This is a genomic window from Streptomyces sp. R21, assembly GCF_041051975.1.
In the GTDB taxonomy this organism is placed as follows: domain Bacteria; phylum Actinomycetota; class Actinomycetes; order Streptomycetales; family Streptomycetaceae; genus Streptomyces.
The window spans coordinates 5,061,670-5,085,834 of sequence record NZ_CP163435.1; the positions used below are offsets into that span (position 1 = coordinate 5,061,670).

Sequence of the window (24,165 nt, forward strand, 5' to 3'; positions counted from 1 at the left end):
GCACGGGAACGGTACTCAGGCACGCCCACCCGGCACAGCCCCGGGAGACACAGCCGTCACTCCGGCGGCGCCACGGTTGTCCACAGCGGTTGACACCTTACGGCGCCACGCTCCACGGTCGAATCAAGCCGACCGAACGATCGGCTGGTCGGTTTGCCGAGGTGCGGCGAGCCGTTCCAGCCCTCCAGCCGTTCCCTTCTCCTAGAACCTGTTCTATCTTGACGGTCCGTCAGATCCGGAGGTCCGGTCGGTGGGCCGGCGCGCGGGAAGGCAGGGACCGTGGACTTCACCTTCACCGAGGAGCAGCAGGCGGCGCTCGAGGCGGCGAAAGCGGTGTTCGCGGGGGTGGCTCCCGACGGCGTGCCCAGCCCCGCGCTGACGGCGGGCGCCGTCGCGGACGACTTCGACCGGGCGTTGTGGGCCAGGCTCGCCGACGCCGACCTGCTGAGCCTGCTCCTCGACGCCGAGTACGACGGCGCGGGACTCGACGCCGTCACCCTGTGCCTGGTGCTGCGCGAGGCGGGGAAGGTGCTCGCCCGGGTGCCACTCCTGGAGAGCACGGCGGCCGCGGCGGCCGTACAGGCCTACGGCGGCCACGAGCTGAAGGCGGATCTGCTCGCGCGTGCGGGACGCGGCGAGGTCGTCCTGACCGTCGCGGCGAACGGCCGGACCGGGCACGATCCGGCCGAACTCGCGGTGACCGCACGGCAGGACGGTGACACCTGGGTGCTGGACGGGGTGCAGACGGCGGTCCCATGGGCGCACAACGCCGACTTCACCGTCGTACCTGCCCATGTGACGGGACATGTCACGGGGCCTGTCACGGGACATGTCGCCGGGTCGGACGACGCCGGCGGGGGGAGCGACGGCACGGAACGCGCCGTACTCGCGCTCGTGCCCCGTGTCCACGAGGGGGTCGGCATCGGCGAGCAGATCTCCACGACCGGCGAACGGCTCGGCGAACTGCGTCTGGAGTCCGTACGGATCGCCGCCCGGGACGTCATCGACGCCGAGGGCGCGTGGGAGTGGCTACGGGAGCTGCTGGCCACCGGGACATGCGCGCTCGCGCTCGGACTCGGCGACGGTGTGCTCGCGATGACCAGCTCCTACACCAGCAAGCGGGAGCAGTTCGGCTTTCCCGTCGCCACGTTCCAGGCCGTCGCCGTCCAGGCCGCCGACCGCTATATCGACCTGCGTGCCATGGAGGCGACCCTCTGGCAGGCCGCCTGGCGGATCAGCACGGGCGCGGGGGGCGCTCTCCCGGCGTCCGGGGATGTGGCCGTGGCGAAGATCTGGGCGTCCGAGGGCGTACGGCGGGTCGTGCAGACCGCGCAGCATCTGCACGGGGGCTTCGGCGCCGACACCGACTATTCGCTGCACCGGTACCACGCCTGGGCCAAGCAGCTGGAGCTGTCCCTGGGACCGGCCGCGGCACACGAGGAGGCCCTCGGGGACCTGCTCGCGGCGCATCCCCTGGGCTGAACCCTCACCCCGTCCGGGTCCCGGTCCCCGTCCCAGTCCCGCTCACGCGGGACCGGGACACCCGACCCAGGGTTACAGCACGAAGCCGGTCTGGCCCTTGTCGTCCACGACGGGGCGGCCGGCGGCTGCCCAGATCTGCATGCCCCCGTCGACGTTCACCGCGTCGATGCCCTGCTGGACCAGGTACTGCGTGACCTGCGCCGAACGGCCACCGGAGCGGCAGATCACGTGGATCCGGCCGTCCTGCGGAGCCGCCTCGGTCAACTCGCCGTAGCGGGCGACGAATTCACTGATGGGGATGTGCAACGCCCCCGCGGCGTGACCCGCCTGCCACTCGTCGTCCTCACGGACGTCCAGCAGGAAGTCTCCGTCCGCGAGATCCCCGACCTCGACCGTGGGCACACCAGATCCAAAAGCCATACCCCGACGCTACCCGACGGCACCGACACCCCGGACCCTGCCCGTGCGACTCGGTCCACCAGACCGACGGCCCGCCCGGCTCGCCTGCTCGGTCAGCCCGACGGCCTGGCCAGGCGTCAGCGCGGTCAGCCCGGTGAGCCCGTCAGCCCGGTCAGCTCCGCCTCGCGCTCGCCGACCTGGGCCAGCAGCTGTTCGGCGATCTCCTCCAGGAGACGGTCGGGGTCGTCCGGGGCCAGCTTGAGCATCGCGCCGATCGCGCTCTCCTCCAGCTCGCGGGCGACGAGGGTGAGCAGCTCCTTGCGCTGAGCGAGCCATTCGAGGCGGGCATAGAGCTCCTCGCTGCGGGTCGGACGCCACTCCTCGGGGACGGGTCCGGCGGCCCACTCCTGCGCCAGCTCCCGCAGAAGCGCCTCGTCGCCTCGGCCGTAGGCGGCGTTGACCCGGGCGATGAACTCATCCCGCCGCGCCCGCTCCGCCTCGTCCTGTGCCAGGTCGGGGTGGGCCTTGCGGGCCAGCTCACGGTAGAGCTTGCGGGCCTCGGCGCTGGGGCGCACCCGCTGCGGGGGCCGCACGGGCTGGTCGGTCAGCATCGCGGCGGCCTCCGGGAACAGTCCCTCGGAGTCCATCCAGCCGTGGAACAGCTCCTCGACGCCTGGCATCGGCAGCACCCGCGCCCGCGCCTCGTGCGCCTTGCGGACGTCTTCCGGGTCCCCGGTCCGCGCAGCCCGCGCCTCGGCGATCTGCGCCTCCAGCTCGTCGAGGCGGGCGTACATCGGGCCCAGCTTCTGGTGGTGCAGCCGCGAGAAGTTCTCGACCTCGACCCGGAAGGTCTCCACAGCGATCTCGAACTCGATCAACGCCTGCTCAGCCGCCCGCACGGCCCGCTCCAGCCGCTCCTCAGGCCGAGCTTCCTCACCGCCGCCGCCAGCACTCTCCTCAGCTTGGCCCTGGCCCGCATCCTGCGCTTTACCCTGGCCCGCACCTTGGCCTCGACCTTGGCCTTGGCTCTCGTCCCGGCCCTCGCTCGGGCCACGGCCTTGGCTCTCATCCCGGCCCTCGCTCGGGCCACGGCCTTGGTCCTCGTCCCGGGCCTCGCTCGGACCGTCGCCCTGCGCCTCGCCCCGAGCCGCGCTCTGGTCCTCGTCCTGCGCCTCGCCCTGGGCCTCACTGCGCGGGTCGCCCTGCGCCTCGTCCCGGGCCGCACCGGCAGCGTCACCGCCCCGCTCGGCTTCGGCGGGCGGCACCTCCGAACCCACCTGCTCCCGCGGCTCTTCACCAGCGGGCGCGGACTGGGACTGATCAGCTTCCGGCGTCGTCACCCGCCCAGCGTAGGCCACGGCTCGGACGGCCACGCAGACTCACTGTCCTCGCCCTCCGGGGGCTTCCCTCCCCCTCCCCCCTCCCCGCCCCACCGGCCGAACCCACCACCCCTACCAACCCCGCCAAACCGGTCAAACCCCCATCTCCGCAGCAACCCTCCCCGCCCGCACCGCCCCCACCAGCGCCGCATGGTCCGCCTCAGTGCGGTCGGCGTAGGTCATGGCGAACGTCGCTATCGCCTCGTCCAGTTCCTCGTTCTTGCCGCAGTAGCCGGAGAGGAGGCGGGGGTCGGCGGTGTGGGAGTGGGCGCGGGCCAGGAGGGCGCCGGTCATGCGGCCGTAGTCGTCGATCTGGTCTGCGGACAGCGCGGCGGGGTCGACGCTGCCCTTGCGGTTGCGGAACTGCCGTACCTGGAAGGGGAACCCGTCGACCGAGGTCCAGCCGAGCAGGATGTCGCTGACGACCTGCATGCGCTTCTGCCCGAGTACCACCCGGCGCCCCTCGTGCGCCACGTCCGGCGCCTCGAACCCGGCGCCCACCAGATGTGGCACCAGCACCGAGGGGCGGGCCTCCTTCACCTGGAGGACGAGCGGTTCGCCGCGGTGGTCCAGGAGCAGGACGACGTAGGACCGCGTGCCCACGCTGCCCGTGCCGACCACGCGGAACGCGACATCGTGCACCGCATGGCGGGCCAGCAGGGGCAGCCGGTCCTCCGAGAGCGTGCTCACATAGCTCTCCAGGGAGGACGCGACCGCCGCGGCCTCCTCGTCGGGTACGCGCCGCAGCACGGGCGGGGCGTCGACGAAGCGGTGCCCGCCGTCGTCCGTCACCTCCGTCGACTTGGCCGCGAACCGTCCGCTGGTGTTGGCTCGCGCCTTCTCCGAGACCCGCTCCAGCGTGCCGAGCAGGTCATGGGCGTCCGTGTGGGAGACGAGTTCCTCGTCCGCGATGGCGTTCCACGCGTCGAGCACCGGGAGCTTGGACAGCAGCCGCAGGGTGCGCCGGTAGGCGCCGACCGCGTCGTGGGCCGCCTTGCGACAGGTGTCCTCGTCCGCCCCGGCCTCCCGGCCCGCGAGCACGAGCGAGGTGGCGAGCCGTTTGAGGTCCCACTCCCAGGGGCCGTGCACCGTCTCGTCGAAGTCGTTCAGATCGATGACGAGGCCGCCGCGCACGTCCCCGTAGAGGCCGAAGTTCGCCGCGTGCGCGTCACCGCAGATCTGTGCCGCTATCCCGGTCATGGGGGTGCGCGCGAGGTCGTACGCCATGAGGCCTGCCGAGCCGCGCAGGAACGCGAAGGGTGTGGCCGCCATCCTGCCGACGCGTATCGGGGCGAGCCCGGGGATCCTGCCGCGGTTGGACTCCTCGACCGCGGCCACGGCGTCCGGCCGGGCGGCGTCGAGCGTCAGCTCGGCATGCGTGCCGCGCCCCACCCGCTCGCGCAGCGCCTTGCCCTCGTCCTTGGGCGACCCCTGCACGGGCCACTGCGCGAACCCGCGCACCCCGGGAACCCGGGTCGCCCGCGCCGCGACCGGCGCCGCCCCGGCCGCCGCCGTATCAACCGCCGTCGCATCGACCGCTGTACCGAGCTGGGTCACTCCGACCGCCTCCCCCGTGCCTGCACGAACATCAACTCGTGACGACCGTACAGCCGCTCGGCGGGACGCGTCAGACCCTGTGGACAACTCCGCGACTGTGGAAAAAGGCGGGCGCTACTTCCCGAACTTCTCCGAGCAAGGGGCGCTCTCCGGGAGGTGCTTCTCGGCCCAGCTGCCGAGTTCCTTGAGGGCCGGCTCGAGCGCGGAGCCCGCCTCCGTCAGGCGGTACGAGACGCGCAGCGGGGGCCCTTCGTCGACATCGCGCACGACCAGGCCGGCCGCGCCGAGTTCGGTGAGCCGGTCCGAGAGCATGCGTTCGCTGATGCCGGGGATCGCCCTGCGCAGGTCGGTGAAGTGCACGGGGTGCTGAAGCAGCACGGTCACGATCAGGCCGGTCCAGCGCTTTCCGAGCAGCAGGAAGACCCGGGTCATGCCGTCGTCGACCCGTTGGCACGGGCCCGCCTCGTGCTTTACCTGCTCCGCCATACGCCCCAGGGTACTGCGCTCCCGTAGGGGGATGAAAAAAAGTAAGTGACTGTGTTATCTATAGTTGAGTACGAAAAATCAGCGGCCGGCAGGCAGTCGGGCATCCCCCTCCCCTCCCTCCCCGCGTTTCTTCTCCCTTCCTTGGAGCCCCTCATGGCCACCCTTCTTCACATCGACTCCTCGGTGTTCCCCGGCGCCGCCTCCGCCTCCCGCGCCGTGACCGACGCCTTCCGCAAGACCTGGGAGGAGCAGCATCCGGAGGGCACCGTGATCTACCGCGACCTCGCCGCGAACCCCGTGCCGCACATCACCGCCGACGCCCACTCGGCCGGCTTCGCCGCACCGGACGCGCACACCCCCGAGCAGGCCGCAGCCTTCGCCGAGCGCGTGACGTTCATAGAGGAGCTGGAGAACGCGGACGCGGTGCTGATCGGTGCCCCGATGTACAACTTCTCGATCCCGTCGACGCTCAAGGCATGGCTGGACCACGTGATCCTCATCGGCCGCACCGCCATGACCGAGGACTCGAAGACCAAGGGCACCCCGGTCACCGTCGTCGCCAGCCGCGGCGGCTCCTACGCGCCGGGCACCCCGCGCGAGGGCTACGAGTACGTGCAGAACTACCTCAAGGCCGTCCTCGGCGACACCCTCGGCCTGGAGGTGGACTTCATCGTCCCGGAGCTGACGATGGCGCCGTACAACCCGGCGATGGCCGAGCTGGTCCCGCTCTTCGAGGAGTCCCGCGCCAAGGCCCTCGACGAGGCGACCACGAAGGCCAAGGAAGTCACCGAGCGCCTCGCCGCCTGAGCACCGGCCACAGAAAGCCCCCGCCGGAAGGCGTCAAAAACAGAGGGCCCCGGCAGTGAGATACCTCACCGCCGGGGCCCTGCCTCGTCCTGTCCGGGCCGCGGCCCATCACGACAACGAGAAACGGGCCCCCACCATGACTTTCGTCACTGGTGAAGACCCGTTCCATCGGTTCTTCATGGTGCGCGAGGGGGGAGTTGAACCCCCACGCCCTTTCGGGCACTGGAACCTGAATCCAGCGCGTCTGCCTATTCCGCCACCCGCGCATTGGGTGTGTCTTCCGTCTCTCACCGAGTGGGGCGAGCGCCTTCCGACATGCAGAAGATTAGCACGCTGTCCGGGGTGGAATCACATCCCTTTCCCGCCCCCACACCCCGGGCGCGCACCCCTCTCTCCCAGGCCACCTCCCCCTGTACCGGCGTCCGCGCCGATGACAGGTATCAGTCAGAACCGGTTCACGTATCAACCTCGTACCGGTCCTGGGCATCTCCCCAGGAGCCGGGCAGGCAGCACAGCCAGGTGCGGGACACTGGTCACGCGCCGCCTCTACGATCCTTGACAGGAGGAGTTCGAAGAGGCGCTTCGGAGGGAACCTCGGGAGGGGACTCCGGGAGGGGCTCGGAGCACGTCGACACCCGTCGACCGGCCCGACAGGGGGAACCAGCCGATTTCCCGACGCGTGGATACGATCAGTAAGCAGTACCAGGACGGCTACGAAGGAGGAGGTGCCCCATGGGAGTCCTGAAGAAGTTCGAGCAGCGTCTCGAGGGTCTGGTCAACGGCACCTTCGCCAAGGTGTTCAAGTCCGAGGTCCAGCCCGTCGAGATCGCCGGCGCCCTCCAGCGCGAGTGCGACAACAACGCGACCATCTGGAACCGGGAACGCACCGTCGTCCCCAACGACTTCATCGTGGAGCTGAGCACGCCGGACTTCGAGCGTCTCAGCCCCTACTCCGGACAGCTCGGCGACGAACTCGCCGGCATGGTGCGCGACTACGCCAAGCAGCAGCGCTACACCTTCATGGGCCCCATCAAGGTCCACCTGGAGAAGGCGGACGACCTCGACACCGGGCTCTACCGGGTGCGCAGCCGTACGCTCGCCTCCTCCACCAACCAGCAGGCTCCCGAGCGCGCCCCGGCGGGCCCGGCACCGGCGGCACCGCGCGCGCAGGGTGGCTACGGCTACCCGCCCGCCGCCGCCCCTCCCATGCCGTCCGCCCCGCCGCCCGGCGGCCGACCCGGCCCCGCGCCGGTGTCACCGATCGGCGCCCGGGGCGGTGCACCCGCCGCCCCGCAGGCCGGCGGCCGCATGCGGCACTGGATCGAGATCAACGGCACCCGCCATCAGATCTCCCGCCCGACGCTGGTGCTGGGCCGCAGCACCGAAGCCGACGTGCGGATCGACGACCCCGGCGTCTCGCGCCGGCACTGTGAGATCCGGACCGGAACGCCCTCGACGATCCAGGATCTCGGGTCCACCAACGGCATCGTGGTGGACGGGCAGCACACCACCCGCGCTACGCTCCGCGACGGCTCGCGGATCGTCGTGGGCAGCACCACCATCATTTACCGGCAAGCCGAAGGGTGAAGCGGGGGCAATGTCAGAGCTGACCCTCACGGTCATGCGGCTGGGTTTCCTGGCCGTACTGTGGCTGTTCGTGATCGTGGCCGTGCAGGTCATCCGCAGCGACCTGTTCGGAACGCGTGTCACACAGCGCGGCTCGCGACGGGACGCCAACAGGCCGCAGCAGGCCGCGCGCCAGGCCGCGCCGCCGCAGCAGCGCCAGCAGGCGGCCGCACCTAGCGGCGGCGGCCGGCAGCGCCGCGGCGCCCCCACCAAACTCGTCGTGTCCGAGGGCACCCTCACCGGCACGACGGTCGCGCTCCAGGGCCAGACCATCACTCTGGGCCGGGCGCACGACTCAACGATCGTGCTGGACGACGACTACGCGTCCAGCAGGCATGCCAGGATCTACCCGGACCGGGACGGCCAGTGGATCGTCGAGGATCTCGGGTCCACCAACGGCACGTATCTCGACCGGACCCGGCTGACGACTCCCACACCGATTCCGCTGGGCGCGCCGATCCGCATCGGCAAGACCGTCATCGAGCTGCGGAAGTAGTACGACAATGAGCGAGCGGAGCGAGCACGCAGCGGCGGTCCACACGACGGACCCCGGCGCGCTCCCGACCGGAGGGTGGGCACCGTGCGGATGTACCCGGAGCCGACGGGCGAGGTGCGCATGAGTCTGTCACTGCGCTTCGCCGCCGGATCGCACAAAGGCATGATCCGCGAGGGCAACGAGGACTCCGGTTACGCCGGGCCGCGCCTGCTCGCGATCGCCGACGGAATGGGCGGCCAGGCCGCCGGTGAGGTCGCCTCCTCCGAGGTGATCTCCACCATCGTCTCGCTCGACGACGACGTGCCCGGCTCCGACATCCTCACCTCCCTCGGCACGGCCGTACAGCGCGCCAACGACCAGCTGCGCTCGATGGTCGAAGAGGACCCCCAGCTCGAAGGCATGGGGACCACCCTCACCGCCCTGCTGTGGACCGGCCAGCGCCTCGGCCTCGTGCACGTCGGCGACTCCCGCGCCTACCTGCTGCGTGACGGCGTACTGACGCAGATCACGCAGGACCACACCTGGGTGCAGCGCCTCGTCGACGAGGGCCGCATCACCGAGGAAGAGGCCACCACCCACCCGCAGCGCTCCCTGCTGATGCGTGCGCTGGGCAGCGGCGAGCACGTCGAGCCGGACCTCTCCATCCGTGAAGTCCGCGCCGGCGACCGGTACTTGATCTGCTCCGACGGCCTCTCCGGCGTCGTCTCCCATCAGACGATGGAGGACACCCTCGCCAGCTACCAGGGCCCGCAGGAGACCGTCCAGAACCTCATCGAGCTCGCTCTGCGCGGCGGCGGCCCCGACAACATCACCGTCATCGTGGCCGACGTCCTCGACATCGACTCCGGCGACACCCTCGCCGCACAGATCTCCGACACCCCCGTCGTCGTCGGCGCGGTCGCCGAGAACCAGCACCAGATTCACGACAACGGCGCCATGCAGACCCCCGCGGGCCGCGCCTCCAGCCTCGGCCGCCCGGTGCCCGGACAGGGCGGCGGCGGTGGCGAGTTCGGCCCGCCCGGCAGCGGCGACACCACCGGCTACGTCCCCGCGGGCAACTTCGGCGCCTACTCCGACGAGGACTTCGTCAAGCCCGGCGGCGGACGCAAGTGGCTGAAGAGATCCCTCTACATCGCGCTCGGGCTCGCCGTCATCGGCGGCGGGCTCTACGGCGGCTACCGCTGGACACAGACGCAGTACTACGTGGGTGCCAAGGGTGAACACGTCGCGCTCTACCGCGGCATCAGCCAGGACCTGGCCTGGGTCTCGCTCTCGAAGGTCGAGAAGGACCACCCCGAGATCGAACTCAAGTACCTGCCGCCGTACCAGCAGAACCAGGTCAAGGCGACCATCGCCGAAGGCGGCCTCGGCGACGCCCAGAAGAAGGTCGACGAGCTCGCCGTACAGGCCTCCGCGTGCAAGAAGCAGGCCCAGCGCCGCGCCGCCGAGACCGACTCCAACGCGAAGACCGGTGAGGGCGAGGCAGGTGGGACCACGGGAACCACAACCACCTCGCTGACGTCCAAGGCCACAGCGTCGCCGACCCCGAACCCGACTCCGTCCGGATCGGCGCCTTCGTCCTCCAAGTCCACGACCGCACCCACTCCCACACCCGGCCCCAGCCTCTCCGACGAAGAGCAGAAGCTGGTCTCGCAGTGCGGTAAGCAGTAAGCAGCCGTGAGGGGCCCAGTCACACGATGAGCAGTACAACCAACCCGTCGACGCAGCACACGTCCACGATCGGGGCGATCGGCGCACCGAGCCGGCGCAACACCGAGCTCGCGCTCCTGGTGTTCGCCGTCGTCATCCCGGTGTTCGCCTACGCCAACGTGGGCCTGGCCATCGACGACAAGGTGCCCACAGGCCTGCTGAGCTACGGCCTGGGCCTCGGCCTGCTGGCCGGCGTCGCCCACCTCGTCGTACGGAAGTTCGCCCCGTACGCGGACCCGCTGCTGCTTCCGCTGGCCACGCTCCTCAACGGGCTCGGGCTGGTGATCATCTGGCGGCTCGACCAGTCCAAGCTGCTCCAGAAGATCGGCCAGGCCGGCAACGCGGCACCCCGCCAGCTGCTCTACACCGCGCTGGCCATCGCCCTGTTCTCCGTCGTACTGATCTTCCTCAAGGACCACCGCGTCCTGCAGCGCTACACCTACATCTCCATGGTCGGCGCGCTCGTCCTGCTGCTGCTGCCACTGGTCCCCGGCCTCGGCGCCAACATCACCTACGGCGCCAAGATCTGGATCTCGGTCGCCGGATTCTCCATCCAGCCCGGCGAGTTCGCGAAGATCGTCCTCGCGATCTTCTTCGCCGGCTACCTGATGGTGAAGCGCGACGCACTCGCCCTCGCCAGCCGCCGCTTCATGGGCCTGTACCTGCCGCGCGGCCGCGACCTCGGACCGATCATCGTCGTCTGGATGATCTCGATCCTCATCCTGGTGTTCGAGACCGACCTCGGTACATCGCTGCTGTTCTTCGGAATGTTCATCATCATGCTGTACGTCGCCACGGAGCGGACCAGCTGGATCGTCTTCGGTCTGCTGATGTCCGCCGCCGGCGCCGTCGGCGTGGCAAGCTTCGAACCGCACGTCCAGACCCGTGTGCAGGCCTGGCTCGACCCGATGCACGAGTACCTGCTCAGCCAGGCCGGGGTCAAAGACGGCGTCGTCCACTCCGAGCAGGCCATGCAGGCCCTGTGGGCCTTCGGCTCCGGAGGCACCCTCGGCACCGGCCTCGGCCAGGGCCACTCCGAACTCATCCGCTTCGCCGCCAACTCCGACTTCATCCTCGCCACCTTCGGCGAGGAACTCGGCCTCGCCGGCATCATGGCGATCCTGCTGATCTACGGCCTGATCGTCGAGCGCGGCATCCGCACCGCCCTCGCCGCCCGCGACCCCTTCGGCAAGCTCCTCGCCGTCGGCCTGTCCGGCGCCTTCGGACTCCAGGTCTTCGTGGTCGCAGGCGGCGTCATGGGCCTGATCCCACTGACCGGTATGACCATGCCGTTCATCGCGTCCGGCGGCTCCTCCGTCATCGCCAACTGGGCCCTGATCGCCATCCTGATCCGCATCAGCGACACCGCACGCCGTCCGGCGCCCGCCCCCGCCCCGAACCCCGACGCCGAGATGACCCAGGTGGTCCGACCGTGAACAAGCCCCTGCGCCGGATCGCGCTCTTCTGCGGGCTCCTCGTCCTCGCCCTGCTCATCCGGGACAACTGGCTCCAGTACGTCCAGGCCGACTCACTGAAGGACGACCCCAAGAACCGCCGGGTCGCCATCGAGCGCTACGCCACACCGCGCGGCGACATCATCGTCGACGGCGACCCGATCACCGGGTACGCCGAGTCGAAGGACAACAGCCTCAACGACTACAAGTACAAGCGCACATACAAGAACGGCAAGATGTGGGCGCCCGTCACCGGGTTCGCCTCGCAGGCCTACGACGCCAACCAGCTGGAGAAGCTCGAGGACGGCATCCTCACCGGCAACGACGACCGGCTCTTCTTCCGCAACACCCTCGACATGCTCACCGGCAAGAAGAAGCAGGGCGGCAACGTCGTCACCACCCTGAGCGCGGCCGCACAGAAGGCCGCCTTCCAGGGCCTGGGCGGCAAGAAGGGCGCCGTCGCCGCGATCGACCCGGAGACCGGCGCGATCCTGGCCCTGGCCTCCACCCCCTCGTACGACCCCTCGACCATCGCGGGGATGACGGACGAGAAGGAGTGGAAGGCGCTCCAGAAGGAGAACAACCCCGACCAGCCGATGCTCAACCGGGCGCTGCGCGAGACCTACCCGCCCGGCTCCACCTTCAAGGTGGTCACCGCGGCCGCGGCCCTGGAGAACGGCCTCTACCCGGACGCGGACACCAAGACCGACTCCCCGCTGCCCTACAACCTGCCGACGACCCGGACACCGCTGAAGAACGAGGGGCCCATCCCCTGCAAGGACGCCACCATGCGCGTGGCCCTCAAGGTGTCCTGCAACACCGTCTTCGGCAAGATCGGCGCCGACCTCGGCAAGGACAAGATGCTGGAGGAGGCCAAGAAGTTCGGCTTCAACGACTCCAAGCTCGACACCCCGGTGCGCGCCGCCACCTCCAACTTCCCCGCCACCATGGACAAGCCGCAGACCGCGCTCAGCTCCATCGGCCAGTTCGAGACCGCCGCGACCCCGCTGCAGATGGCCATGGTGGCCTCCGCCGTCGCCAACGACGGCACGCTGATGAAGCCGTACATGGTCAGCGAGCTGAGCACCCACAACCTGGACGTCATCGAGCAGACCGAGCCGCAGGAAATGAGCAAGCCGCTCTCCGAGAAGAACGCGCAGATCCTGCAGTCGATGATGCAGACGGTCGTCGAGGACCCGCAGGGCACCGGTAACCGGGCACAGATCGCAGGCGTCACGGTCGGCGGCAAGACCGGTACCGCCCAGCACGGCGTCGCCAACAGCGAGAAGCCGTACGCCTGGTTCATCTCCTACGCGAAGCTCAAGGACGGCAGCTCCCCGGTGGCCGTGGCCGTGGTCGTCGAGGATGGTCTCGCCAACCGCGGCGACATCACGGGCGGCGGTCTCGCGGCGCCCATCGCGAGGAGCGTGATGAAGGCAGTCATCGACAGCAAGAAGTGACCCCCGTCACGTCCCCTTCACATCGGTGCACGTTGCGATACCGGTCCTGTCACGGGTGACGGTCTTGGCCAGGTCACACAAAGCGATCCGGGTACGGTATGCCCGGACAGCACACCGCCGGACCACACAAAGGTGCGGTCGGGACCGACGGAGAGGGCTGGTAGGTAGCTATGGAAGAGCCGCGTCGCCTCGGCGGCCGGTACGAGCTGGGCCAGGTGCTCGGCCGTGGTGGCATGGCGGAGGTCTACCTCGCGCATGACACCCGGCTCGGCCGCACCGTGGCGGTGAAGACGCTGCGGGCAGACCTCGCACGCGACCCGTCGTTCCAGGCCCGGTTCCGCCGGGAGGCCCAGTCGGCCGCCTCGCTCAACCATCCCGCGATCGTCGCCGTGTACGACACGGGTGAGGACTACATCGACGGCACCTCCATTCCGTACATCGTGATGGAGTACGTCGACGGGTCCACGCTGCGCGAGCTGCTGCACTCGGGGCGCAAGCTGCTGCCCGAGCGCACCCTGGAGATGACCATCGGCATCCTCCAGGCCCTCGAGTACTCGCACCGCGCCGGCATCGTCCACCGCGACATCAAGCCCGCGAACGTCATGCTGACGCGCAACGGCCAGGTCAAGGTGATGGACTTCGGCATCGCCCGCGCCATGGGCGACGTCGGAATGACGATGACCCAGACCGCGGCGGTCATCGGCACGGCCCAGTACCTCTCGCCGGAGCAGGCGAAGGGCGAGCAGGTCGACGCCCGGTCCGACCTCTACTCGACCGGCTGCCTGCTCTACGAGCTGCTCACGGTCCGGCCCCCGTTCATCGGCGACTCCCCGGTGGCCGTCGCCTACCAGCACGTCCGCGAGGAGCCGCAGCCGCCGAGCGTCTTCGACGCCGAGATCACGCCCGAGATGGACGCGATCGTGCTGAAGGCCCTCACCAAGGACCCGGACTACCGCTACCAGTCCGCCGACGAGATGCGCATCGACATCGAGGCCTGCCTCGACGGCCAGCCCGTCGCGGCGACCGCCGCCATGGGCTCCGTCGGCTACGGCGGCTACCCGGACGACCAGCCGACGACGGCCCTGCGCCAGGACGCCGGCGCCACGTCGATGCTGCCCCCGATGAACCCGGACGACGGCGGCTACGGCTACGACGACCGCCCCGCCCGCCGCCGCCAGAAGAAGAACAACACCTCGACGATACTTCTGGTCGTCGCGGGCGTCCTGGTTCTCCTCGGCGCCATCCTGATCGGCAAGTACGCCTTCGACGGCAAGGGCACGAGCTCCGAGACGTTCCCGGCCCCGAACTTCGTCAACCAGACAAAGGCAGACGCGCAGAAGCAGGCGGACAACGTCGACCTGAAGCTGCAGTTCGACCCGAAGCCCTGCGAGAACCAGAAAAAGGGCGTCGTCTGCGACCAGGACCCCAAGCCCAAGGCCGATGTCAAAAAGGGCGACACGATCACTCTGGTGGTCTCCACGGGGGCGCCGAAGGTCGCGGTGCCCAGCGTCACGGGCAAGACCCTCGACGAGGCCAAGCAGATCCTCGGGGCCGACAAGTACGCGTTCGAGGTCGAAACGCAGACCGAGGTCTCCGAAGAGGAGCCGGGCAAGGTGCTGAAGCAGGACCCGGAACTCGGCACCGAGGTGGAGAAGGGGACGACGATCACCCTGACCATCTCCAAGGAAGCGAAGAAGTCCGTCGTCCCGGACGTGTCCGGTAAGACCTGCGACGAGGCCAAGGCGCAGATGACGGCCAACGACCTCGTCGGCGAGTGCACCGACGTCGAGACCGCCGACCCCAACCTGGTCGGCAAGGTCATCCAGACCGCCCCGTCGGCCAACTCCACGGCCGACCCGCAGTCCAAGGTGTCCATCCAGATCGGCAAGGCCGCCGAGCAGCAGCAGGTCACCGTCCCGACCGTGACGCAGCTGACGCTCAAGGACGCCAAGAAAGCCCTGAAGGACGCGGGACTGACCGTCGGCAACATCTCCGGTTCCCAGGACGACAACGCCGTCGTGCTGACCCAGGACCCGCAGCCCAACTCCCAGGTCGCCAAGGACACCCCGGTCAACCTGGTCGCCTTCGGCCAGGGCGGAAACAACCAGGGCGGCAACAACAACGGAGGCACCAACGTCTTCGGCGGAGTCACCGGAACGGCGGCCCGCACCGAGGACTGACAGCTCTCCGATCACTAGAGGAGCCCCGGCACCCTGCTCACACAGGCGCCGGGGCTCTTTCGTGCCACCGAGCCCCCTCACCAAACACCTGCTCCCCCATCGATCGTGCCTTCGCATGCGATTACTCGTTGATCGGATGGGGTGGGGAATCAGAGCTCTGCCCTGGCCATCCGGCCACGACACAAGCAAGAGGGCAGAACGTGATTCACGAATCGGTGCTGTTGGAATCAAGGACCCTGCGCGACAGCGCGCTGGAACGCACGGAAGTGCTCGACAGGGTCAAGGCACTGTCACTGCTGCCGGACGGGATGCATGTGACTACGGCGATGGTGGCGGCTTACTTCGAGGTTGGCATCGAAGCCATCAAATCGCTCGTCAAGGACTACAGGAGGGAGCTGGAAACCAACGGCTACCGTCTGCTGACGGGTGAGGAACTGAGGTCCTTCAAGGACCTCAGTGGGATCCAGTCCCATACTCGTTCGCTGGCGATCTACTCCCGACGCGCCATCCTCAACATCGCCATGCTGCTCAGGGACAGCGAAGTCGCACGTCAGGTGCGTACGTACCTCCTCGACATGGAGTACCTGGCGCGTACACGGCCTGTGGACAACCCTCCCGCCCAGACGGACAGGGACTCCCTCGACGACCGCATCGACCAGCGCATCACCCACATCCTCGGCAGGACCGTCGTCCCCATGTTCAACGCCCTGATCGAAACCTCGGGCGAACACCGCAGGGAGCTGATCGCTCTGCGGACGGGGGTGCAGAGCATCGAACGAAGGCTCCGCCAGCATCACGCCCGGCTACAGAGGCTGGAAGGCCCGCGCGAAGACCGACTCCTCGCCGGGGTCATGGCATCCATGGACGCCATGAACGGCCGCGAGTTCGAGGAACACGTGGCCGATCTGCTGCGCCGCGACGGCTGCACCGACGTAGTCGTACGGGGTGGCCCCAGAGACCGAGGCGTCGACATCACCGGTCGTACGGCCGACGGGCGGAGCATCGGCGTCCAGTGCAAGCGGTTCGCGCCCCACCTCGCCATCACCAGCCCCGACGTCCAGAAGTTCATCGGAGCGGCCAAGGTCCTGCACGTATCAGAGGTGGCCCTCTACGTGGCGACGTGCCCCTTCACCCGTGACGCTCTGAAATCGCCACCGAGGGCGGCGTGACCGCCGTACACCGAGGCTTGCTGGAGGAGTGGAGCGCCGGGGCCCGCTTCAGATTCTCCAGTAGCCGCACCTCGCCCCAGAGACGCAGAAAGGCCCGAAGCCGCAAGAGAAAGTTGCGGCTTCGGGCCTCCGTCATCTTAGGTGACTGGCCCCCTTGGAGGGGGGCTGTCGTTCACCGCAACTCCTCCGGCGGCGTCCGCTCACTGTCCACCTTCACCACCCGCTCCAGCTCGCCCCACACCACGTACCGGTACCGGGAGGTGTACACCGGGGTGCAGGTCGTCAGGGTGATGTAGTGGCCCGGCTTCTTCTTGCCGGACTGCTTGGGGACCGTCTGGAGGACCTTGACGTTGTACTTCGAGGTCTCCGGGAGGATCGAGAAGACCTTGTAGACGTACCAGTCGTCCTTGGTCTCGAAGACGATCGGGTCGCCCTCCCTGACCTTGTCGATGTTGTGGAACTTGGCGCCGTGGCCGTCGCGGTGGGCGGCGAGGGTGAAGTTGCCGTTCTTCCCGGTCATCGGCAGCGACGACTTGACCGGGTCCGTGTAGTAGCCGGCGACACCGTCGTTGAGGACCTTGGTCGAAGTGCCCTTCTCGACCAGCACCTCGCCGTTCTTCATCGACGGGACATGCAGGAAGCCGATGCCGGCCTTGGTGTCCAGAGCACCCGGACCGCCCTTGTCCTGCGCCCAGCCGTCGCGGACCTTGTCGCCCTGCTTGTCCGCCTCGCGGTCGGCGACGACGTTCGTCCACCACAGGGAGTAGACGACGAAGAGACCGAGGACCAGGCCCGCGGTGATGAGGAGTTCACCGAAGACACTGACGGCCATCGCGATCCGGCCATGTCCGCGGCGGCGCCGCACGGGCGCCCCGGCCTCAGGGTCGGCGCCCGCGCGCTCGTCCTGGTCGGTCGTCGCTGCCACTGTTCATCTGTCCTTACTCGACGAGCGCATCCGGCTTGCCCTTGCTGCGGGGCCGTTCCTCGACCATCTTGCCCCACACGATCATCCGGTACCGGCTGGTGAACTCGGGGGTGCAGGTCGTCAGTGTGATGTAGCGGCCCGCCGTCGTGAAACCCGAACCCTTGGGGATCGCGTTCAGCACGCTGGTGTTCGACGGACTCGTCACCGGCAGGATCGACGCCATCTTGTAGACGTAGTACGCGTCCTGCGTCTCCACCACGATCGCGTCGCCCGGCTTCAGCCGGTTGATGTACCGGAACGGCTCCCCGTGCGTGTTGCGATGCCCCGCCAGCCCGAAGTTGCCCGTCTTCGCGTCCGGCATCGCCGTCTTCGTCGCACCCTCGCCGTAGTGCCCGACCATCCCCCGGTCCAGCACCTTCGTCTTGTTCGTGCCCTCCGCAATCGGCGCGACCACGTCCAGCTTCGGAATGTGCAGGATCGCGAAGCCCTGCCCGGGCGCGAACGCCCCCGGCTTCCGCTTCCCGCTCGCCCAGTCCTCCTGGAGGTGGTGCGCTTCGCTGCCCGCCTGCTGGTGCGCCCGCACGTTCGACCACCACAACTGGTACGTCACGAACAGCAGCATCAGGACGCCGGTGGTGATGAACACCTCGCCGATCACCCGGCTCACCACGACGGCCACACCGGGCTTCCGGGCCCGTGCCGCCCTCCGGGCCTCCATCCGCGTACGCGGCGCCCCAGCGGGCGTCTCAGAGGCCTTCTCGGCCGCCTCCGGGGCGCCTCCGTGCCGCCCGTGGCGCCGGGCCGCCCTGCGTCGCGCCGCGCGGCCTCCCGGGGCGGATACGGACTCGCTCGCGCCCGCCCGCGCCGCGCGCTCCGCGAGACCCGGCGCATCCGGTATTCGCAACGCCACGGTCTCGTCGTCCGGCAACCGCGGCGCCGCGGCCGGCTGTTCGTAGGGTTCCTCGTACGGCGCTTCGTACGGCGCTTGATACGGCTCTTGAGACGGAGCGGCGGCCGGCTCCTGGTACGTCGCCCCGTGCCAGTCGCCGGTGTGCCCCCCGGTGTATGCCGCAGCCCCCTCCGGGGCGTACCACTCCTGCTGCACGGCAGGCGGCGGAGCCGAACCCGTCAACGGGTCCCCGAAGGCCTCCGCGCCCTCGAACGCGTCAGCGCCCCCGTACGCGGCCTCGCCGCCGTAGGGGGAGCTGTCGCGCTCGGGGCGCAGCGCGGTCACGCCGTGGCCCTGCCCACCACCGGGGCGAGCCCCGTCGAGCGTCCGACGGCGCCCTGGTCGCCGCACTCCACCAGCCAGTTGGCGAGCATCCGGTGCCCGTGCTCGGTCAGCACCGACTCGGGATGGAACTGCACGCCCTCGACCGGGAGTTCGCGGTGCCTGAGACCCATGATGATCCCGTCGTGCGTCCGGGCCGTGACCTCCAGCTCGGCCGGCACGGTCGCCGGCTCGGCGGCTAGGGAGTGGTAGCGCGTAGCCGTGAAGGGCGAGGGCAGGCCCGCGAAGACGCCCTTGCCCTCGTGCTCGACGAGCGAGGTCTTGCCGTGCAGCAGCTCGGGCGCCCGGTCGACCACACCGCCGTACGCCACCTGCATCGACTGCATGCCCAGGCAGACGCCGAAGACAGGGACGCCGGTCGCGGCGCAGTGCCGGACCATGTCGATGCAGACGCCCGCCTGCTCGGGGGCGCCGGGACCGGGCGACAGCAGCACGCCGTCGAAGCCGTCCTGGGCGTGCGCCGTCGACACCTCGTCGTTGCGCAGCACCTCGCACTCGGCGCCCAGCTGGTACAGGTACTGGACCAGGTTGAAGACGAAGCTGTCGTAGTTGTCGACGACGAGAATCCGTGCGCTCACTGGTTGTCCACCGTCACGTCGTTGAAGGGAAGCAGCGGTTCGGCCCACGGAAAGACGTACTGGAACAGCACGTAGACCACCACGAGGACCAGGACGAGCGAGATCAACACCCGTATCCATACATTCCCCGGCAGATGCCGCCAGATCCAGCCGTACATGCCGTCCCTTCCGTCGCACCACGGCACCTGAGTCACGCCATACACCACCCGACTCACGCCGTACCGCACCAGACTAACGGCGCAGAGCCGCCGGTTTCCCGGCGTCCACAGGCTGTGTGGAGTCCAGGTGCGCCCAGACGATCAGCCGGTGGCTGTGACCCCACTCCGGATCGCACGTGGTCAGCGTGAGATAGCGGCCTGCGCGCGTATACCCCGACTTACGTGGCACAGGGTTGATGACCTCAACGTCCGTGGGCACTGTTTTGTAGGGGCCTTTGTCGATCCGATACGTGAACCAGGTCGTCCCGTCGGTCAGCACGACCGCGTCACCTGGCCGCAGCTTCGGGAAGTCCACGAACGGATCGCCGTACGTACGCCGGTGACCGGCGACCGCGAAGTTGCCCTCCTGGCCCAGCTGGGCGGTGTTCGCGTAGTGGCCGAGCCCCTTCTTCAGGGTGCTCACGGCGGTGTTCTCCAGCACGGGCTTGTTCCACGTGAAACCAAGCCGCGGGATGTACATGATCGCGAAAGGCTTGCCTCCGACGTACGGCGCCGGCACCTCTGGTCCGGCCGAGGCGCCGGGTGCGGCCGTCGCCGTGGGATGCGCCGTCCGCTTGGCCCACTGGTCCTGCAGCACGTCGATCTGGTGGTTCATGGCGCCGTCCGCCCGGACGCCGGTCCAGAACAGCACATAGACGACGAAGAGGACGATCAGCGTGCCCACGGTGATGCAGAGTTCGCTGAGGGTTCTGACGACGACGCGCACCGGCAGCTCCCGAAACGGCTCAGTTCACTCCACGGGCTGGGCGTAGTGCAGATCCACTGTGCCCGAGTAGCCGGGCAGAGTCACCGTCCCGTCCTCGGTGACTTTCCAGCCGAGGCCGTACACATTCACGTACACCATGTAGTTCTGGATCGCCGGAGAGGCCGCCAGGGCCTTCTGGAGCTTCTCCGGATCACCCACCGCGGTGATCTTGTACGGGGGCGAGTAGACGCGGCCCTGGAGGATCAGGGTGTTGCCGACGCAGCGCACGGCACTTGTGGAGATCAGCCGCTGGTCCATGACCTTGATGCCCTTGGCACCGCCCTGCCACAGGGCGTTCACCACCGCCTGAAGGTCCTGCTGATGGATGACCAGGTAGTCCGGCTGCGGCTCGGGATAGCCGGGCAGCTTGGCCGTGGCGTTCGGCGGGGCGTCGTTCAGGGTGACCGTGACGGCCTTGCCCTTGAGCTTCTGGGTGCCCGCGTTCTTCTCCAGCGCCGCGAGTTTGGCGTCCTCGGCCTTCGAACTTCCGTCCTCCCGGCCCGCGAGCGCCTCGACGTCGTCGCGCAGCGATCCGTTCGACGAGTCGAGCTGACCGTTCTTGTGACTGCGCTCCTGAATGAGGTCGGAGAGCTTCAGCAAGGACGTGTCCGTGCGGATATTCGTGCCTTTGGCCGTGTTGAAACTCGTGATGAAGAGGAGTCCCGCGAGAGCGAACACAGCGACGGTGAGCAGCCGTACGGGCCGGAAACGGCGCGCACGGGCAGGACTGGAACCCGTCCCGGGGGAGTCGGCAGAATTGCTCAACGTACCCTTATCTCCTTCGGCGCCGCGGAAGCACTACGCTAACGGACGCCCGGGGGAGCACTCAGTGTCCCCTTGTACGCTGCCCCGGAGCCCGCCCCAGTTCCCTGCGCGGCCACGCAGCGCATCGACAGGAGAGACCCTCGTGCCGAAGTCACGTATCCGCAAGAAGGCCGACTACACGCCGCCCCCGGCGAAGCAGGCGACCGCCATCAAACTGACCAGCCGCGGCTGGGTCGCGCCGGTCATGCTGGCCATGTTCCTCATCGGCCTCGCCTGGATCGTCGTCTTCTATGTGACGGACGGCTCGCTGCCGATCGACGCACTCGACAACTGGAACATCGTGGTCGGCTTCGGCTTCATCGCCGCTGGGTTCGGCGTTTCCACGCAGTGGAAGTAGCTCTGCCCAGGGGTATCCACTGAGTTATCCACAGCTGTTATCCACAGGTGGAAAAGAAAGCTGATCTGTGGATAACCCAGTGTGGTGTTGACGCCGGTGTGACTGGCCTACTGGCATCCGGAAGCATGTTCGCCCCCTGTCCTACCTGGGAAAACCCGGGTCAGCGACAGGGGGCACAGCTGTTCCCCCACAGCGTGCGCAAGATCCGCCACGATCTGTGGACAACATCGGTTCCTCAGGTGAGCTGAGCGGTCCTGACCAGCGTCGCGACAACGACCGCTGCCAGGACCAGCGCGCAGGTGCCGTACTGGATCAGCGTCCGCTTCTCGCGCGGGGCGTGGACCATGGCGTAGCCGATGACGACACCGCCGACGAGGCCGCCGACGTGGGCCTGCCAGGCGATGTTGAAGGCCGGGCTGAAGGTGAAGATCATGTTGATCACCAGCAGGCCGATGATCGGGCGCATGTCGTAGTTGAGCCGGCGCATCAGGACAGCGGTGGCGCCGAAGAGGCCGAAGATGGCGCCGGAGGCGCCGAGCGACGGCTGGTTCGAGGCGGCGAGGAGGTAGGTGAGCCCGCTGCCGGCGAGGCCCGCGACGAAGTAGAGCGTGAGGTAGCGGGCGCGTCCGAGGGCGGCTTCGAGGGGGCCGCCGATCCACCACAGGCTGAGCATGTTGAAGAGGATGTGGACGAAGCTGGCGTGCAGGAACATCGACGTCAGCAGTCGGTACCACTGGCCTTCGGCGACGCCTTCGAGTGAGCCGAGGATCGGGACGTACGCGCGGCCGATGAGGTCGAAGCGGTGCGTGAAGCGGTCGCCCAGGGAGAGCTGGACCAGGAAGACGGCGAGGTTGATCCCGATCAGGATCTTCGTGAGGAGCCTGGGGTCCCTGGTGATCGTGCCGCCCGCGAGGGTGCGGGGCTGGTTGGCGGTCGGCGCGTGTCCCGTGCCGGAGCCGGTGCGGACGCATTCGGGGCACTGGAAGCCGACGGAGGCGCTGATCATGCACTCGGGGCAGATCGGTCGTTCGCAGCGGGTGCAGCGGATGCCGGTCTCGCGGTCCGGGTGCCGGTAGCAGGCATCCTGCGATCCCTGATTCTGCGGGCCTTGCGGGCCCTGCGGGCTGCCTGGCGCCTGGTCCATGGGGTCCCCTCATTCTCCGTACGAAGGCTGCGCGGCGCACGGATGGGCCAACGCACCGCCCCGTCCATCCTTACGGATGAACGGGGCGTTTGGTTCCCTGGTGTGCGACCGGTTCCCTGGTGTGTGCCGGTTCCCGGGTGTGTCAGCCCTGGCGCTTCTCGACGACGACCGACTCGATGACGACGTCGTCGACAGGGCGGTCGGTGCGCGGGTTGGTGGGCACGCCCGCGATGTCGTCCACGACCTTCTGGCTGACCTTGTCGGTGATCTCGCCGAAGATGGTGTGCTTGCGGGTGAGCCAGGCCGTCGGGGAGACGGTGATGAAGAACTGCGAGCCGTTGGTGCCCGGTCCCGCGTTGGCCATGGCCAGCAGGTAGGGCTTGTCGAAGCGCAGGTCCGGGTGGAACTCGTCCTCGAACTGGTAGCCGGGGCCGCCGGTGCCGTTGCCCAGCGGGTCACCGCCCTGGATCATGAAGCCGCTGATCACCCGGTGGAAGACCGTGCCGTCGTAGAGCCTGTCGCTGGACTTCACGCCCGTCTCCGGGTTGACCCACTCGCGCTCGCCCTGGGCGAGCTCGACGAAGTTCCTGACCGTCTTGGGCGCGTGGTTCGGCAGAAGCCGGATCTCGATGTCGCCTTGGTTGGTCTTCAGGGTGGCGTAAAGCTGCTCGGCCACGATGTGCCTTCCGTTGTCTGCGTGTGACCTACCGATCCTCGCACGGGCCACGGCGCGCGGCGCCCGGCCGCCGCTTGCCGACCGCTTTCCGTGTGGACGCTTTCTGTGTGGACTCTTTGCGGATGGGCACTGTCCGGGTGGGCAGTTGCAGAAAACCGGTCGAGTCCTCCCGGGACGGGGGCACGTGCCGGGGATCCGTGGCATTGTCGACGACAAGCTCCCGTTGCCCCGTATTCATCCGCTATTGCCCGTGATCGACTGTTGAGAAGCTCTTGATCCGAACTGATCCGGAGTCGGTCTCCATGACCCGGATGCCCGTCCTCACATGCCTCGGGGGCCGTTGAGGGGCATGATCTCGAAAAGGGTGGAAAGGTGAACGGTGCCTTTTGGGGCATACCCCCGGCCCCTTACGTACGCCACCGAGGAGGAGGAAACCCGTGACCCGCATCGACAGCGTGCGCGCCGCGACAGGCTCGGCGAAGGACAGCGTCCTGCACGCCGCGGAAGTGGTGGCGCCCTACGCCGACACGGCCAAGGACAAGGCCTCGCAGTATGCGCACGAAGCGCGCGTTCGGCTCGCGCCGAAGGTGTCGCAGGCTGCTGAACAGGCCCGTGTGCAGTACGACGCCCGGCTCGCCCCGCGTCTTGAGCAGGCTCGTACCCATGTGCCGCCGAAGGTCGACCAGGCTGCCCACGAGGCAGCCGTCCGTACCCGAAAGGCGGCCCGGCAGGCCGCCGACTACTCCAAGCCCAGGATCGAGCAGGCGGTGGCGGCCGCCGGGCCCGTGCGGGACGAGGCCGCGGCGCGCAGTGTGGCGGCTCTGGCCGCGCTGCGCGGGCAGATCTCGCCCAAGGAGATCCAGAAGCTGGCCCGGAAGCACGAGCGGCGGGCGAGGGCCGGCCGTATCGCCAAGGGTCTTGCGGTTCTGGGGATTCTGACGGCTGGTGCGTTCGCCGCCTGGAAGTGGTGGGACAAGCAGGCCAACCCCGACTGGCTGGTCGAGCCGCCCGCCGCGACGGAGGTGCCGGAGACGGGTCGTCTGACGTCTGTCGACGGCAGTGGTCAGTCCGTCCTGGACCCGGAGGTCCAGGCGAAGGAGGCTGAGGAAGAGGCGTCGGAGCGCGACGAACACCGCTGAGCCGGGCCGCTGGGGCCGGGTTCAGGGACGCCGTGGGGTGGGAGACCCGAGAGTCTCCCACCCCACGGCGTCGTTCGTGGGC

General features: G+C 68.8%; 23 protein-coding genes and 1 tRNA gene. 11 read left to right on the forward strand and 13 right to left on the reverse strand.

Annotation, left to right across the window (positions count from 1 at the left end):
• Positions 1-279 precede the first annotated feature (279 nt).
• Positions 280-1,482, forward strand: coding sequence for an acyl-CoA dehydrogenase family protein (locus AB5J56_RS22495; protein ID WP_369234567.1), 1,203 nt, complete (start codon positions 280-282; stop codon positions 1,480-1,482).
• A 72-nt stretch (positions 1,483-1,554) separates the two neighbouring features.
• Here AB5J56_RS22495 and AB5J56_RS22500 read toward each other — a convergent pair whose 3' ends face one another.
• The 4 genes from AB5J56_RS22500 to AB5J56_RS22515 form a co-directional block, all read right to left on the reverse strand.
• Positions 1,555-1,884, reverse strand: coding sequence for a rhodanese-like domain-containing protein (locus AB5J56_RS22500; RefSeq protein WP_369242702.1), 330 nt, complete (start codon positions 1,882-1,884; stop codon positions 1,555-1,557).
• Between the two features lie 143 nt (positions 1,885-2,027).
• On the reverse strand, positions 2,028-3,221 hold the full coding sequence (locus AB5J56_RS22505; protein WP_369234568.1) for a hypothetical protein: 1,194 nt from the start codon (positions 3,219-3,221) through the stop codon (positions 2,028-2,030).
• Positions 3,222-3,353: 132 nt separating this feature from the next.
• Entirely contained in the window at positions 3,354-4,817 is a 1,464-nt protein-coding gene (locus tag AB5J56_RS22510) for a DUF2252 domain-containing protein (RefSeq protein ID WP_369234569.1), read from the reverse strand.
• Positions 4,818-4,931: 114 nt separating this feature from the next.
• The gene (locus AB5J56_RS22515) at positions 4,932-5,303 is read right to left on the reverse strand and encodes a winged helix-turn-helix transcriptional regulator (protein ID WP_369234570.1); all 372 of its coding nucleotides are present in this window, start codon (positions 5,301-5,303) and stop codon (positions 4,932-4,934) included.
• 153 nt (positions 5,304-5,456) lie between these two features.
• Here AB5J56_RS22515 and AB5J56_RS22520 point away from each other — a divergent pair, with 153 nt between their 5' ends.
• Positions 5,457-6,110 (forward strand): FMN-dependent NADH-azoreductase, encoded by a 654-nt coding sequence (locus tag AB5J56_RS22520; protein WP_369234571.1) that lies wholly within the window; start codon positions 5,457-5,459, stop codon positions 6,108-6,110.
• 179 nt (positions 6,111-6,289) lie between these two features.
• On the opposite strand, the gene AB5J56_RS22525 is transcribed toward AB5J56_RS22520, so the two are convergent.
• Positions 6,290-6,376, reverse strand: a tRNA-Leu gene (locus tag AB5J56_RS22525).
• Between the two features lie 466 nt (positions 6,377-6,842).
• Between AB5J56_RS22525 and AB5J56_RS22530 the strand changes: the two genes are divergently transcribed.
• The 7 genes from AB5J56_RS22530 to AB5J56_RS22560 all read left to right on the forward strand — a co-directional run bounded on the left by AB5J56_RS22530 (position 6,843) and on the right by AB5J56_RS22560 (position 16,205).
• Positions 6,843-7,697, forward strand: a complete 855-nt coding sequence (locus AB5J56_RS22530; protein ID WP_369234572.1) for an FhaA domain-containing protein — start codon at positions 6,843-6,845, stop codon at positions 7,695-7,697.
• A gap of 10 nt (positions 7,698-7,707) precedes the next feature.
• Positions 7,708-8,232, forward strand: a complete 525-nt coding sequence (locus tag AB5J56_RS22535; protein WP_369234573.1) for an FHA domain-containing protein — start codon at positions 7,708-7,710, stop codon at positions 8,230-8,232.
• A 120-nt stretch (positions 8,233-8,352) separates the two neighbouring features.
• The gene (locus AB5J56_RS22540) at positions 8,353-9,903 is read left to right on the forward strand and encodes a Stp1/IreP family PP2C-type Ser/Thr phosphatase (RefSeq protein ID WP_369234574.1); all 1,551 of its coding nucleotides are present in this window, start codon (positions 8,353-8,355) and stop codon (positions 9,901-9,903) included.
• Between the two features lie 26 nt (positions 9,904-9,929).
• Positions 9,930-11,378: an FtsW/RodA/SpoVE family cell cycle protein gene (locus AB5J56_RS22545; RefSeq protein WP_369234575.1), complete on the forward strand. Its 1,449-nt coding sequence runs from the start codon at positions 9,930-9,932 to the stop codon at positions 11,376-11,378.
• Positions 11,375-12,856, forward strand: a complete 1,482-nt coding sequence (locus AB5J56_RS22550; RefSeq protein ID WP_369234576.1) for a peptidoglycan D,D-transpeptidase FtsI family protein — start codon at positions 11,375-11,377, stop codon at positions 12,854-12,856. The genes AB5J56_RS22545 and AB5J56_RS22550 overlap by 4 nt, the downstream gene beginning before the upstream one ends.
• Before the next feature lie 170 nt (positions 12,857-13,026).
• Positions 13,027-15,036 carry a Stk1 family PASTA domain-containing Ser/Thr kinase gene (pknB, locus tag AB5J56_RS22555; protein ID WP_369234577.1) on the forward strand — a complete coding sequence of 670 codons (2,010 nt, stop codon included), beginning with the start codon at positions 13,027-13,029 and terminating at the stop codon, positions 15,034-15,036.
• Between the two features lie 200 nt (positions 15,037-15,236).
• Positions 15,237-16,205: a restriction endonuclease gene (locus tag AB5J56_RS22560; protein WP_369234578.1), complete on the forward strand. Its 969-nt coding sequence runs from the start codon at positions 15,237-15,239 to the stop codon at positions 16,203-16,205.
• Between the two features lie 172 nt (positions 16,206-16,377).
• Here the strand turns inward: AB5J56_RS22560 and AB5J56_RS22565 are convergent, their stop codons facing one another.
• From AB5J56_RS22565 to AB5J56_RS22590, 6 genes are read right to left on the reverse strand one after another with little or no spacing between them, the layout of a single operon-like run.
• Positions 16,378-17,130, reverse strand: a complete 753-nt coding sequence (locus AB5J56_RS22565; RefSeq protein WP_369234579.1) for a class E sortase — start codon at positions 17,128-17,130, stop codon at positions 16,378-16,380.
• A 13-nt stretch (positions 17,131-17,143) separates the two neighbouring features.
• Positions 17,144-18,364 carry a class E sortase gene (locus AB5J56_RS22570; RefSeq protein ID WP_369234580.1) on the reverse strand — a complete coding sequence of 407 codons (1,221 nt, stop codon included), beginning with the start codon at positions 18,362-18,364 and terminating at the stop codon, positions 17,144-17,146.
• Positions 18,361-18,999: an aminodeoxychorismate/anthranilate synthase component II gene (locus AB5J56_RS22575; protein WP_369234581.1), complete on the reverse strand. Its 639-nt coding sequence runs from the start codon at positions 18,997-18,999 to the stop codon at positions 18,361-18,363. The genes AB5J56_RS22570 and AB5J56_RS22575 overlap by 4 nt, the downstream gene beginning before the upstream one ends.
• Positions 18,996-19,193, reverse strand: coding sequence for a hypothetical protein (locus tag AB5J56_RS22580; protein WP_369234582.1), 198 nt, complete (start codon positions 19,191-19,193; stop codon positions 18,996-18,998). The genes AB5J56_RS22575 and AB5J56_RS22580 overlap by 4 nt, the downstream gene beginning before the upstream one ends.
• 37 nt (positions 19,194-19,230) lie before the next feature.
• On the reverse strand, positions 19,231-19,923 hold the full coding sequence (locus AB5J56_RS22585) for a class E sortase (protein ID WP_369234583.1): 693 nt from the start codon (positions 19,921-19,923) through the stop codon (positions 19,231-19,233).
• 24 nt (positions 19,924-19,947) lie between these two features.
• The gene (locus tag AB5J56_RS22590) at positions 19,948-20,727 is read right to left on the reverse strand and encodes a DUF881 domain-containing protein (protein ID WP_369234584.1); all 780 of its coding nucleotides are present in this window, start codon (positions 20,725-20,727) and stop codon (positions 19,948-19,950) included.
• A 142-nt stretch (positions 20,728-20,869) separates the two neighbouring features.
• Here AB5J56_RS22590 and crgA point away from each other — a divergent pair, with 142 nt between their 5' ends.
• Complete coding sequence (crgA, locus tag AB5J56_RS22595; protein WP_369234585.1) at positions 20,870-21,124, forward strand: cell division protein CrgA; 255 nt, start codon at positions 20,870-20,872, stop codon at positions 21,122-21,124.
• Positions 21,125-21,359: 235 nt separating this feature from the next.
• Here crgA and AB5J56_RS22600 read toward each other — a convergent pair whose 3' ends face one another.
• Both AB5J56_RS22600 and AB5J56_RS22605 read right to left on the reverse strand, forming a co-directional pair.
• Entirely contained in the window at positions 21,360-22,268 is a 909-nt protein-coding gene (locus tag AB5J56_RS22600; protein WP_369234586.1) for a rhomboid family intramembrane serine protease, read from the reverse strand.
• Between the two features lie 142 nt (positions 22,269-22,410).
• On the reverse strand, positions 22,411-22,944 hold the full coding sequence (locus AB5J56_RS22605) for a peptidylprolyl isomerase (RefSeq protein WP_369234587.1): 534 nt from the start codon (positions 22,942-22,944) through the stop codon (positions 22,411-22,413).
• Between the two features lie 437 nt (positions 22,945-23,381).
• On the opposite strand from AB5J56_RS22605, the gene AB5J56_RS22610 reads away from it, so the two are divergent.
• Complete coding sequence (locus AB5J56_RS22610; RefSeq protein ID WP_369234588.1) at positions 23,382-24,083, forward strand: DUF5324 family protein; 702 nt, start codon at positions 23,382-23,384, stop codon at positions 24,081-24,083.
• Positions 24,084-24,165: the final 82 nt, after the last annotated feature.